12 protein-coding genes are annotated in these 13,108 nt (G+C 46.9%); 5 read left to right on the top strand and 7 right to left on the bottom strand.

Going from position 1 to position 13,108, the window contains the following annotated elements; all coding sequences use genetic code 11:
- Positions 1-26 precede the first annotated feature (26 nt).
- From ACVA6Q_RS22150 to ACVA6Q_RS22135, 4 genes are all read right to left on the bottom strand, one after another.
- Complete coding sequence (locus tag ACVA6Q_RS22150) at positions 27-1,286, bottom strand: ABC transporter permease (RefSeq protein ID WP_446648959.1); 1,260 nt, start codon at positions 1,284-1,286, stop codon at positions 27-29.
- Positions 1,283-1,972: an ABC transporter ATP-binding protein gene (locus ACVA6Q_RS22145; protein WP_446648958.1), complete on the bottom strand. Its 690-nt coding sequence runs from the start codon at positions 1,970-1,972 to the stop codon at positions 1,283-1,285. Before ACVA6Q_RS22145 ends, ACVA6Q_RS22150 begins: the two co-directional genes overlap by 4 nt.
- A gap of 55 nt (positions 1,973-2,027) precedes the next feature.
- Complete coding sequence (gene zrgA / locus ACVA6Q_RS22140; protein WP_446648957.1) at positions 2,028-2,753, bottom strand: zinc uptake protein ZrgA; 726 nt, start codon at positions 2,751-2,753, stop codon at positions 2,028-2,030.
- Positions 2,754-2,996: 243 nt separating this feature from the next.
- Entirely contained in the window at positions 2,997-3,548 is a 552-nt protein-coding gene (locus tag ACVA6Q_RS22135; RefSeq protein ID WP_353497256.1) for a YtfJ family protein, read from the bottom strand.
- Positions 3,549-3,827: 279 nt separating this feature from the next.
- On the opposite strand from ACVA6Q_RS22135, the gene ACVA6Q_RS22130 reads away from it, so the two are divergent.
- Entirely contained in the window at positions 3,828-4,028 is a 201-nt protein-coding gene (locus ACVA6Q_RS22130) for a DUF1107 domain-containing protein (RefSeq protein ID WP_112460392.1), read from the top strand.
- Between the two features lie 59 nt (positions 4,029-4,087).
- On the opposite strand, the gene msrA is transcribed toward ACVA6Q_RS22130, so the two are convergent.
- Complete coding sequence (msrA, locus tag ACVA6Q_RS22125; RefSeq protein WP_446648956.1) at positions 4,088-4,711, bottom strand: peptide-methionine (S)-S-oxide reductase MsrA; 624 nt, start codon at positions 4,709-4,711, stop codon at positions 4,088-4,090.
- Between the two features lie 164 nt (positions 4,712-4,875).
- Here msrA and tamA point away from each other — a divergent pair, with 164 nt between their 5' ends.
- The 4 genes from tamA to ACVA6Q_RS22105 are packed head-to-tail and all read left to right on the top strand — an operon-like array spanning position 4,876 to position 11,169.
- Positions 4,876-6,591, top strand: coding sequence for an autotransporter assembly complex protein TamA (gene tamA / locus ACVA6Q_RS22120; protein ID WP_446648955.1), 1,716 nt, complete (start codon positions 4,876-4,878; stop codon positions 6,589-6,591).
- The gene (tamB, locus tag ACVA6Q_RS22115; RefSeq protein WP_446648954.1) at positions 6,588-10,355 is read left to right on the top strand and encodes an autotransporter assembly complex protein TamB; all 3,768 of its coding nucleotides are present in this window, start codon (positions 6,588-6,590) and stop codon (positions 10,353-10,355) included. Before tamA ends, tamB begins: the two co-directional genes overlap by 4 nt.
- Positions 10,356-10,413: 58 nt before the next feature.
- The gene (locus ACVA6Q_RS22110; RefSeq protein ID WP_446648953.1) at positions 10,414-10,767 is read left to right on the top strand and encodes a DUF2799 domain-containing protein; all 354 of its coding nucleotides are present in this window, start codon (positions 10,414-10,416) and stop codon (positions 10,765-10,767) included.
- A gap of 48 nt (positions 10,768-10,815) precedes the next feature.
- Positions 10,816-11,169, top strand: a complete 354-nt coding sequence (locus ACVA6Q_RS22105) for a DUF2799 domain-containing protein (protein WP_446648952.1) — start codon at positions 10,816-10,818, stop codon at positions 11,167-11,169.
- A gap of 114 nt (positions 11,170-11,283) precedes the next feature.
- Here the strand turns inward: ACVA6Q_RS22105 and ppa are convergent, their stop codons facing one another.
- Positions 11,284-11,814, bottom strand: coding sequence for an inorganic diphosphatase (gene ppa / locus ACVA6Q_RS22100; protein WP_353497250.1), 531 nt, complete (start codon positions 11,812-11,814; stop codon positions 11,284-11,286).
- A 136-nt stretch (positions 11,815-11,950) separates the two neighbouring features.
- The gene (gene fbp / locus ACVA6Q_RS22095; protein WP_446648951.1) at positions 11,951-12,961 is read right to left on the bottom strand and encodes a class 1 fructose-bisphosphatase; all 1,011 of its coding nucleotides are present in this window, start codon (positions 12,959-12,961) and stop codon (positions 11,951-11,953) included.
- Between the last annotated feature and the right edge of the window lie 147 nt (positions 12,962-13,108).

Genomic DNA, 13,108 nt, shown 5'->3' with positions numbered 1-13,108 from the left:
TTTTTAAGGTTTTCATCGAAGTCCCACTAAATACGGATGGTCATGCCATCACTTAATGATTGTCTGTACGCACGCAGCGCAGGGAAGAAGCCAATAATAATGCCTGCTAACTGCACAAACCCAAGTAGCATCCATTCGTGTGAACTGATCCCAGATAAGGCAATATTAATCCCGTAATTTGAGGTAATGATTGGCGCTGCGACCGCAAGCATCGCATACATTCCACCCACACCGCAAATGATACCTATAGTGGTTAAAACCGTGGCTTCACTAATCAGTAAAACGAACACATGGCGCGGCCTTGCCCCCATTGCTCTGAGTATCGCCATTTCGCGGCGACGCTCCTGAAGACTGGTCAATAAGCTTGATAGCATGCCCATAAGACCTGCTACGACCACAAACACCGAGACAATCAACAGCGCTTGCTCTGCTACGCTCATCATTCCCCAAAGTTCATGCAATGCAATACCAGGGAGGATTGCGCTGAGCGGTTCTTGTTTATAGGTGTTGATCTGGCGCTGCAAGGCGAAGGTTTGGATTTTACTTTTCAGTCCAATCATCATCGCCGTGATCTGCTTGGGATGGAAATCCATTTCGAGTAGCTGTTCTTTACTTGGATTGTTGCCAAGGTTTGCACCCGACTCCCAACCGACGTGAATGGCTTCGATGGCTTCCAGTGACACGTGAACTGTTTTATCAACCGGGGTGCCGGTGGGTGCCAAAATGCCCACGACTTTAAATGGCGTATTTTCATGGCGGCTAAAACCCACATCGCTGATGCCATGAGCAATAATGATCTCAGTGCCGATGTCATAGCCAAGCTTCTTAGCCACTTCTGAGCCGATAACCGCTTCAAATAAGCTATCGAACTCTTCCCCTTTGCTTAAAGAGAGATGCTGCTTTTGACCATATTGATAATGCTCAAAGTAGCTGTGATTAGTGCCCATTACTCGAAAGCCGCGATGAGAATCACCGAGAGAGATAGGGATCGCCCATTTTACCGCGCGATGATTGCTAAATTCTTCAAAACTTTTCCAGTCGATGTTGTTGGTTGCGTTACCAATACGAAACACAGAGTAGAGTAATAAGTTCACTTGTCCCGAGCGCCCACCCACAATTAAGTCTGTGCCAGAAATTGTGTTGGCAAAGCTGCTTTTGGCTTGAGTTCGAATTCGCTCCACGCCCATTAGCAAAATAACTGAGATCGCCACTGTCAGAATGGTGAGTAGTGCCGTGGTTTTACGGTTGAGTAGGCTTTTCCACGCCAGCTTTAATGTGATGCTCATAGCGGCCTCACTTGATTAATATCTTGTAGGTTTTCAGTACGCTTGAATAAAGGCTCGAGCGTTGGATCGTGGCTGACGAAAATGAGTGTCGACTCAGCGCGGTTCGCTTGTTCCATGAGCAGCTCGATGAAGGCTTCACGGTTATCGTGATCTAAGGCTGAGGTCGGCTCGTCAGCTATCAGGAATTCGGGCTGGCCGATGAGTGCCCTAGCAGCCGCTACGCGTTGCTGCTGACCAATACTGAGTTCAATAACTGGCTTTTGCAGTAAATTGGATGGCAGACGCAAGTGGTCAAGAAGTCGCTTTGCTTCATCAGCTAGCGAGCCAGATACCTTTTCTTTACGTCTTTGCGAAAAGTGGCAAGGCAGCGTGACATTGTCGATGACTGACAAGTAAGGGATCAAATTAAACTGTTGAAAAATATAGCCGATGTGGTCGGCGCGAAATCTATCGCGTTTTGACGCTGAAAGCGCAGTTAAGCTTTGATCGAGTGCCAAGATATCACCGCTGGTGGCCGTATTTATACCGGTGAGCAAACCGAGTAATGTCGACTTACCACAACCACTTGGGCCTTTGAGAAATAAATGCTCACCTTGTTCGATGATGAGAGAGGGAATATCAAGAGTTGGAGCTTGGTCGGGCTGCCACTTAAATGTGACGTCTTTGAGTTCGATTACGCTAGCCATAGTGTCCTCTAAAAACGACCCTCAAGCCTCGGGCGAGGCCTGAGGGTTGGACGGTTTAGAATTTAATAGTTGTGCTACCTGATGTCAGTTCCGTTGCCGACTGTGCGCTATCCGTTAGCAGGTTCACAGATACTTTCTCAGTTGCAGGGAAGTGTGTAAACCATTGTGTATCAATTTGAGAGACTTTAGCGACGTCTTCACAAGAGAATTGATATTGAATAGAGAATTCACCGTGGCCATCATGATGGTCGTGGTCGTGGTCGTGGTCGTGGTCGTGGTCGTGGTCGTGGTCGTGGTCGTGGTCTTTGTGCTCATCATGATGTTCGTGTTCATCATGTCCTTTATGGTCATCATGGTGGTCATGACCTTCATGATCGTGTCCCTTATGATCGTCGTGACCTTTGTGATCATCATGATCTTTATGCTCGTCATGGTGATCATGCTCGTCGTGATGTTCACCTTTCTCTAGCGTATTTTCTACATGAGCCTCAACCAACTTACAGTTCGCCGCTGCTGGAATGGTAAGGATGCTGTTCACATTGTTCAGTTTTGTTTTAGCATCAGCCATTGCTGCTTTCTCAGCGTCTGTCTTTGGCGCGTGTTCAAAGCCCACCACATCAGCACCTGGAGCGGTGATTTCCACCAAAAGATCTTGACCATCTTGAGCAATGTTAAATTCTACATGGCCATGCACATGGGCATCGTGTTGACGAAATTGATCTTCAGCGACAGCGAACTGCGATACGACAAGACCAGCTAAGAGTGTCATCTTTAGTTTCATGATTAATCCTTAATAGCGAAGTAAAATACGGGGTACCTATGCAGGTGAAAATACTATTGAAAAAGCCGAGTGCAGAGGTCTCCAGTGAGAACGATGCGATCGGTTCTCGTTTAACTGTTGTTTGTTATGTTATAACAAATAAGGATATTTTCCAGAGGAAACAACACTCAGCCTGAGTTTTATGACCGGAAAACAACAAAAAAGGAGCCCAGAAGGCTCCTTTTTAGAATCTTTTACCACAGGTTACATATTGTCTTTAACCAGACCTAATACCTGCTGAATGTCTGCTTCGCTTAACGCGCCTTCTTTGACATACAGGATTTTACCTTGCTTATCCTGAACGATAATCGCTGAGCTTTCTGCGGCTAGTTGCCAAGCATTCGATACTAAGCCGTGCTTATCGAGCACCATTGATGACCAAGGAAACTCTTTTTTACTGTCCTCTGCGGAAGATTTAACGAAAGAGCTGGTGCCCCACATTGCATCGTCTTGGTTGATGACAGTTGTGGTTTGATAGCTCTCTTTTGGAAAATCGGCAGCGGTGATAGCAGCCATCAGTGGCGCGTTCATCTCTTTTGAGCTGCTGCGGCCGGCGATTGCTTGGATGACACGAACTTTACCTAGCATGTCATTAGTGCTCCAAGCTTGGTAGTTAATTGCGTCGTTGTTTAGGATAAGTTCACCGTGATCACTGACCGATACAGAGCGAGCATTTCCACCGACTTGTAGGTTGGTTGCCATAGCAAATGCTGGCACAAGCAGCATTGCAAGAGTTAGGAGAGGCTTTAGTTTCATTGTAATAGTTTCCGTTATTTTTTAGTGGGCGGCTACCTTAGGTGAACTCATGGTGAGCCACAATGTAATGAGTGATGATTTGACCAAGAATTGTCTGTCTCTCAATAAAATCATCTCAAGCATAACAGCAATTTATAGTTTGTTGCAAAGTTGTTAACTTTTGTTTGTGTCCTCAAGAATTTCGAGTATAATTTCAATCGAACGCAAACTATATTGCGAAATGACTCGCAGAAATGTGGTCACGATTAGATGTACTCAAACGGATATTGAGGTTAGGTTATGCTGCGTAAGTTTACGGTTTATCGTCCGCGTCAAATTGCGAAGTTCGTAAAGACGTTGTTTAAAGGTCAGTTCTTTATTGCAGGAATTGGATTGTTTCGTTTTGATAACGGCAAGGTGCTGCTTCCAGAAGTAGAGGACAGGCAAAAACTGGTGGCGTTTAAAGAGATAAACGGAGAGATTGCCGCATTGGCACTCTAAAAAGGCTAAACAAATTAAAATGAAATGCCCTCGCAATTGCGAGGGCATTTTTGTAGGTGTCAGTTTAATTCTGGTGGAAAGCACACTCCGGTGCCGCCAATACCGCAATAGCCATTCGGGTTTTTCGCAAGATATTGCTGGTGGTAGACCTCGGCAAAGTAGTACTCGTCAAGAGGGGCAATTTCAGTGGTGATACCAGTGTCTCCAAGCGCTTGCTGATATTGCTGCTGCGTTTGCTTGGCAATCTCTGCCTGTTCGTCATTTGTGGTGTAAATCGCTGAGCGGTATTGGGTACCGATATCGTTGCCTTGACGCATTCCTTGAGTCGGATCGTGCTTTTCCCAAAATGTGCGCAAAATGGCAGCTAGCGAGGTTTGCGTGGTATCGAATACGATGCGAACCACTTCGGTGTGGCCGGTTAAACCACTGCATACCTCTTCGTAGGTTGGGTTAGGCGTAAACCCGCCAGAGTAGCCAACAGACGTTGAAACCACGCCCGGTAATTGCCAAAACAAGCGCTCTGCACCCCAAAAACAGCCTAACCCAAAAACAATGCTCTCTTGCTTCGCGTTAAGTGGTGCGTAAAGGTCAGATTGATTGATAAAGTGCGGCTCCATATTCGCTATGGCGTTATCTCGACCCGGAAGTGCTTGGTCGGCGGAAATCATTTCTTGTTTACGCATCGTCTGTTCCTTTTTTAGACTAGTATTTCAAATGCAAAGCGTCTGAAAACAAAATGAGTGTAGTCACTTATCTGTTTCACCCTTGTCTGAAGACTTCTTTATCAATCAGAGTTATCATTCTACGTAACAACAAAAATAAACGCATCACAGCCTCACAATAAAGCATGATAAAGAGACTTTTACCACCGCTATTCTTGACCTTATCGCCCGCACTCGTTTTTGCAGAGGGGAGCGTGTCTTTGGATGTTCAGGGGTTAAGTGGCGCACTGCAAGATAACGTTAATGCCTACGTTTCCTCGATCGCGGAGAATGAGTACTCGACGTCGCTGCGATTCCAATCTCGGCTCACCAAAGAAATCAACGAAGCACTCAATGCTTTGGGGTACTACAACGCCAAGCTCGACTTTTCCGTGAATGAGCGTGGCGATGAATTGACGGTCAAAGTTAACCCAGGGTCGCCAACCCGCATTAAGCTGGTGGATGTCCAGCTGACGGGTGAAGCTGAAAAGGATGAGGATTTCATGCGCCTCATTCGTATCTCGCCGCTCAAAGAGGGGGATACGCTCAATCACAATCAATATGACAGTTTGAAATCGGGCATTCGTAATTTAGCGCTGCAAAAAGGCTACTTTGATGGCGCATATACCATGAGCCGTCTCGAAGTGATCCCGGAGCGGAATGAAGCGATTGTGAGACTTCACTATGACAGTGGTATCCGTTACCAGTTTGGTAAGGTAACCATAACGGGCAGTCAAATCGATATTCAGAAAGTGCAGTCATTGCAGCCCTATAAAGTTGGCGATGAATATCAAGTTGCCAAGGTGGGTGAGCACAACCAAAACTTATCCAATACCGAGTGGTTTTCATCGGTATTTGTCGAGCCTGATCTGTCTGAAGTAGGGAAAGGGCGAGAGCTGCCAATGAAAGTGTCATTGGCACCTCAAGTGCGTAACCAGTTTGAAACCGGTCTTGGCTATTCCACAGATGTGGGAGCAAAAGTGAAATTTGGCTGGAAAAAGCCGTGGCTGAACGAGCATGGTCATAGTTTCAAAACCAGCTTGGACTTATCCATTCCTGAACAGCAGGTCACGGCGAGCTATAAAATCCCTCTCGACGATGTGCTTAAAGACTACTACGTCATTCAATACGGTTTGAAAAACGTCAACCGAAGCGACAAAAAGACCTTGGAATCGAACCTAGCGTTTGAGCGTCACTGGGTGCTGGATAGCGGCTGGCATCGAACTGCTTACTTGCGGTACTTGGTTGAGAACTATGAATTTAATTCACAAGGTGAGCTAGGTCAGTTTGTGTTGCCCGGGCTTTCTTATTCTCGCGTCGTCTCACGCGGTGGCGTCTTGCCGATGAGTGGCAACAAACAAACTATTATGTTTGAAGTAGGTGACGAGCGGGCGCTGTCTGAAACCTCGGTGTTTAGGCTTCGCGGTACCTCGACTTGGATATCTAGCATAGGTGAGAATCATCGTGGTTTGTTCAAAGTGGATATTGGTGCCAACATTGCCAGTGACCCTTCCAAACTTTCCCCATCGCTGCGTTTTTATGCAGGTGGTGACAACAGTGTGCGTGGTTACGATTACGAGAGCATTTCCCCTGTCGATGATGCGGGTAATAAAACGGGTGGCCAATATCTCGCGACCAGCAGCCTTGAGTATCAATATCGCCTAACAGGTAACTGGTGGGCGGCTACCTTTGTTGATGTTGGTGATGCCTTTGATGACGATCCCGAATGGAAGCGTGGTGCCGGTTTTGGCATACGTTGGGTCTCTCCAGTCGGCCCGGTTAAATTCGATTATGCGAAAGGACTGGATACTAAACCGCAAGCCGAATGGCGCATTCACTTTAGCTTAGGGCCTGAACTATGATGTCGAAAGTTTGGCGAGTCACCAAATGGTGTTCAATTGGCCTCATTACTCTGATTTTACTGATTCTCGCGACGTTAGCGTTTGCACTGTTTACCAATGCCGGTCTTAACAGCGTATTGTGGGGGGTAAATAAAGCCTTGCCACAATTTGAAGTAGGTGAGACACAAGGGGCGCTGTTTCCCAGATTCACGATTAACGATGTGAGCTTTAAAGATGAAAGCTTGTTTATTGACTTAAATGCGCAATCGCTGACGCTGGCTGTCGATCTCAATTGCCTGTCAGATCCAAGAGTCTGTGTGAATGAACTGGCGATTCAAGGGCTTGATTTTAGTATGCCGGAAGTGGCACCAAGCGAGCCCTCTCCCGAGCCTACAGAGCCATTAACCAAAATAACACTGCCAATTCCAGTGGCGATTGGTCAGGTCAATTTTGACGATATTCATTTGGATATTCTTGGCACTAAGGTGAGTTGGGATAGCTTTTCAACCGCACTGTCGATGACGGGCTCTAAATTAACGGTCGGCGAGACAAAGTTAACCTCTCCTTTGGTTGCGCTGCCACCTGCAACGGAAACTGCACAAACGAGTGAAGAAGCACCGGCGGCATCAAACGAACCTGCGGCGGCGATTGAACTGCCTGAGGTATTAATCCCCCTATTCGTCAATATTACCGGGATTGAGATCCTCGATTTTAAACTCGATCAGTCTGAGCCTGTGATTGTCGATAGGCTCAAGCTCGTAGGTAAGGCGGGTAAGCACGATGTGGATGTGTCAGCGCTAGAGCTGGAAATGCCGTTGGTCGATGCCAGTCTACAAGGCAAGGTGACCCTGAAAGATGGCTATCCACTTGACCTTGATTTAGGCGCACACCTTAAGCAAACCGATTTTGCGGGACAGAAGCTGAAGCTCAATGCTTCGGGTAGTGTGCAAACTCTTCAGCTTGATAGTGAGTTTTCAGGACTCATTTCGGGGTTATTAAAAGGACAAGTTCAACCGCTAGAGCCGACAATTCCATTTGATGCAACCATTACGAGCGCCAAAGCAAATTGGCCATTGAGCGGTGAATCAGATTACCAAGTATCTATCGATACCTTAGGAGCGAAAGGCTCGTTAGAAGGTTATGAAGTTAATCTTGCAGCGTCAGCTTCAGGCAAAGAGATCCCTGACCTTGCTGTGGATTTGGAGGGTGCGGGCGATTTAGAGCATATTGATTTGAGTAAGCTTTCCATTGACACGCTAGGCGGTAATGTTGCGGGTCAAGTGATGGCGAACTGGTCTGCACCTGTGAATTGGCAAGGCGATATTAGCCTCACTAACATTCAGCCGGGTTTGCAGTGGCCAGAAGCCGAGGGCGATATTAGCGGCAAAATAGTGACGTCTGGCTCTCTTACAGATGCAGGGGGCTGGCAAGTGTCAGTGCCGACATTGGATATCGTCGGCATACTTAGAAACTACCCTATTAACATCAAAGGTCAGCTTGATGCGTCCGATCAAACCGGTAAAGGGGAGTTCAAGGTCGATACCCAAGGGCTTTCGGTCGCCCATGGTCCTAACCAGCTTAATGCACGCGGTAAGCTTGATCAAAACTGGAATATGAGCGTCGATATCGATTTCCCCGATCTGGCGAAATCAGTGCCGGATCTCTCTGGTATTCTACGCGGTAAGCTTAACCTCAAGGGTGCCATGAAAGAGCCGGATATTGCCACTGATCTGAGTATCGAAAAGATCCAGTGGAAGGACGAAGCAAGTCTTGAGGCGTTAACTCTATCCGGTACGGCTAAACCTCTGCCAATTGAGAGCGCGCAAGCGGATCTCCGACTCAATGCACGCGGCGTTAACTATCAAGATCAAGTTGTCGATTCCGCTAGTCTGACACTCTCCGGTACTCAAGCAGCACATACGCTAGCTCTAGATGTGGTTTCTAAGATAGCGTCTTTAAATCTAGCGGTCAGCGGCAAGCTCACGGATAAGCCTAACCTAGTTTGGGATGGCGAGTTGGCGAAGGTGCATCTTGAGACTGAGCAAGGCCCTCTTGATTTAACTGAGCCAGTGGCAATCAAAGTCGATATTGATAAGCAAGTGGCCAATGTTGCTGCGCACTGCTGGAAACAGGCCGACTCACGAGTATGTCTAGAAAAAGACATCGAGGCGGGGCAGTCTGGTGAAGCTTTAGTCACAGTGAAAAACTTCGACTTTGAGCAAATTAAGGCTTATATCCCAGAAAACATGCTGGTAGAGGGCAGTGCGAATATTACTGCTTGGGCAAAATGGGCGCCTGAGACATCCCCACAAGTGAAGTTGGATGTGGCACTACCAAAAGGTACCGTGACTCAAAATCTAGAAACGCCATTGGTGGTGGGTTGGGAGTCGGTGAGCGTGAAAGCAAACCTAGCCGATGACAAGCTTGACGCGAGTTGGCTGATTGATGTGACCGACAATGGTGACCTCTCTGGTAAGGTGACTTTGCCAAATGTGCTCGCCGAACAAAAAACGATTGATGGTGAGTTGAATCTTTCAACATTTAATCTCGATTTTTTGCAGCCGTTGGTGGGTGAATTTAACCAGTTGAAGGCGAATTTAGCGGCGGACATTAAGATCAAGGGTGATGCGTTGCATCCAGAGCTTTATGGGCAGTTCTCGGTTGCGGATTTGTCGTTGCAAGGTGATATCTCGCCGATTCAGGTTGAGTCTGGCAAGGTCGATATTGCTTTCAATGGATACAATGCGCTGCTTGATGCAAATATCCAAACCAATGATGGTGAGCTTAAGCTGGAAGGTGATGGTAACTGGCAAGACTTAAAAGCGTGGCGAACCAAGTTAAGAGTGTTTGCTGATGAGCTTAATGTTGACGTACCACCCATGGTGAAAGTGAAGGTGGTGCCAGACATGACGATTGAGGCCAATCCGACATTAGCGAAAATCACCGGTTCTATCGGATTGCCTTGGGGGCGTATTTTAGTAGAGGAGCTACCGCAAAGTGCGGTCGCTGTCTCTAGCGACCAAGTGTTATTGAATCCAGATATGACCCCTGTCAATGAAGAAGCGGCGGTACCATTTAACGTTGAGACTGATGTGTCGATTTCCATTGGTAACGACTTTACTATCTCAGCCTTCGGTCTTAAGGGCGGACTGCGCGGTAAACTGCATGTGTCTCAAAAAGACCAAGGGCCATTTGTACAGGGTGAAATCAATATCATCGATGGTTCATATAGCTCATTTGGTCAGGACTTGTTGATTGAAGAAGGTAAGATCCTCCTGACAGGCCCAGTCGATCAGCCCTACGTTAACATCACGGCAATCCGTAACCCTGATACAACGGCAGATGATGTGAAGGCGGGTGTGAAAGTATCTGGTCTTGCGACTGAGCCGAAAATTGATATTTTCTCGGATCCAACAATGCCGCAGGCGAACGCGCTTTCTTACTTGTTGCGTGGACAAGATATCGATGGTGAAACCGGCGGCAACGCCCTAACGACGACGTTGATCGGTTTGAGTCTAGCGCGAAGCGGTAAAGTGGTTGGTGATATTGGCCAAGCATTTGGTGTGCAAGATCTGCAACTCGATACAGCAGGCTCTGGGGATGACTCTCAGGTCACGGTAAGCGGCTACGTATTGCCAGGGTTACAGGTTAAATATGGCGTGGGTATCTTCAACTCGTTGGGTGAGTTTACGGTGCGTTATCGCATTATTGAAGACTTCTATGTCGAAGCCGTTTCTGGTCTGTATAGCTCTGTCACCTTCCTATACCAATTTGAAGTGGATTGATAAACAGTGATGCCGATGGGGTTGTGGCTCGTACAACCCTAAGTGGCAAGGAGGATCTATGTTTAGAAAAGGGATAATGGTTACGGCATTTGTGCTGTTGTCAGGGTGTGTGCAGCTCAAGCCACCAACCGAAGAAAGCGCTCAAAGCTGGCAAGATTTTGGTTATCAATGGGCGATGAAAGGTTACATCATTGAAAGCCAATCTGATTTGGTAAAAAAAGCCCCTGAGTTGTCCGCTGAGCTATTTGCTCAGTATCAAGCAGGCTATGCAACAGGTAAAGCGGACTATTGTAAGCAGGATCCGTTTATACTTGGCTATGATGGTAAAATTTATTATGGCATTTGCAATGACCTCGACCGCCGCTATAACGAAGAGTACTGGCGAGGCAAGAACGCTCGCAATCGCCGTTGATTAAGCGATTTCTCTAGCAAGCGGCGACGAAGGTAATAAGGAGGAGCAATGAAAATAATTTGGGTTTCATTGTTTGCCGCGACACTGGTGGCGTGCGCTCAAAACAGCGGGCCGAGCAGTAACTCGCAGCAAGATTGGTTTCAATTTGGAGAGCAGCAAGCGCTGGTTGGCTATGAAAAACAGGGTGATGATGAATTGAAGCAGTCATCACATGTCAGTGTTGATAGCGAATTGTATCAAGCGTATTCAGCAGGCTACGAGCAAGGCCGACAGGAGTACTGTCAGCAAGATCCGAAAATACTCGGTAAAAAAGGCGAGTTGTATCGCGGTATTTGCGATGATATCCGACCGACGTTTCGGATTTGGTATAACAACGGCAAAGCGTCTCGAAGTCGCTATTAACGTCCTCTTTCTTACTAAAACCTCCACGATTTATAAAGGGCTCACCAACGTCAAGTTGGTGAGCCCTTTTTGATGTTTGTATTAGTCAGTCGGAGTAAACCGGTTGTCTAAAGCCTACTTGCCTTGAGCGCGCTCATACGATGATTGGATTTCATCACGCGCAGCTTGAACATCTGCCCAGCCATCGACTTTCACCCATTTGCCTGCTTCTAGTTCTTTATAACGCTCAAAGAATTGCGTGATTTGCGCTTTTAGAAGCTCTGGAATATCGTCTACATCTTGGATGTGGTCGTACTCTTTACTCAGTTTGCTGTGTGGAACTGCGAACACTTTAGCATCTTCGCCTGACTCATCGGTCATTTTCAGTACCCCTACTGGGCGGCAGCGAATCACTGAGCCTGGCATCAACGGGTACGGAGTTGGAACCAGCACGTCTACCGGGTCACCATCCAGTGATAGAGTGTGGTTTACATAGCCATAGTTACAAGGGTAGAACATTGGGGCTGACATAAAGCGGTCAACGAATACGGCACCAGAGTCTTTATCGACTTCATACTTGATGGGATCAGCGTTTGCAGGGATTTCAATGACGACATAGATGTCATCTGGGAGTGACTTACCCGCAGGTACATTGTTTAAGCTCATTTTTGACTTTCCTTTTCTTTGTTCGATATTCCTTTAGGCGTAAGGAACTGAGGGCTGAAACACGAATCGTTTACAGTCAGTATACTTGGTTACTTTTAAAACAAAAAGTGCCTCATTGAGAGGCACTTCGAAGTTATTAGTCTTGGTACTCTTCGAGGAAGGACTCGACTTGTTCAACCATGTTCTTTGAACCTACAAAGAATGGTACGCGCTGGTGAAGCTCTGTCGGCTTGATATCCATAATACGCTGGGTACCATCTGACGCGACGCCGCCCGCTTGTTCCATGATGAATGCCATTGGGTTGCACTCATACAGCAAACGCAGTTTACCGCTAGGGTGGCTCTGCGTGCTTGGGTAAAGGTAGATACCACCCTTAAGTAGGTTACGGTGGAAATCAGATACTAGCGAACCAATATAGCGTGAGGTATATGGACGCTTCTCTTCTGGTACGTTTTCTTGGCAGTACTTAATGTACTTCTTCACACCCATAGGGAAGCGGATGTAGTTACCTTCGTTGATTGAGTAGATAGTTCCATCTTTAGGAATCATCATGTTTTCGTGTGAAAGACAGAAGCTACCGATAGACGGGTCGTAAGTGAAGCCGTTTACGCCTTTACCTGTTGTGTATACCAACATGGTTGACGAGCCGTAGACTACATAACCAGCCGCGACTTGTTTATTGCCTGGTTGTAGGAAGTCCTCTTGAGTTGGAGGTGTGCCTACTGGTGAGATACGGCGGTAAATAGAGAAAATAGTACCGACCGAGACATTGACATCGATGTTTGACGAACCATCCAATGGATCCATCAACACAACATATTTTGCGTTCTTGTTGAGCTCTTTATTGAACGCGACTGCCTCATCTTCTTCTTCACTCGCGACACCACAAACTTGGTCACGTGCTTCTAGCGCGGCTTTGAACTTATCATTCGCATAGACATCGAGCTTTTGCTGAGCTTCGCCTTGAACATTGTCTGTACCAACAGCACCTGTGATATCAACAAGGCCAGCTTTGTTGATTTCTCGGTTTACAATTTTTGCAGCAAGTCGAATCGAGGACAAAAGAGAGGAGAGATCACCGCTAGCGTGGGGGAAGTCATGTTGCTTCTCAACAATGAATTCGCCAAGGGTGCGCATATCAGACATGTTATATCCTTAACTTTTTACTTATTTTCTTGGGGGTATGTGTGTGGAATGACGCGAAATCAAACGATTGCGCGAGTTGGGGGTATTCATCAACACACATGGATATTGTAGGGGGCAGAACTTTTTAATGGTAATGAAGTAAGAGTA

The organism is Vibrio sp. DNB22_10_4, from assembly GCF_052879755.1.
Note: the sequence above shows the minus strand (reverse complement) of the source record. Positions and strands in the feature narration are given on the sequence as shown.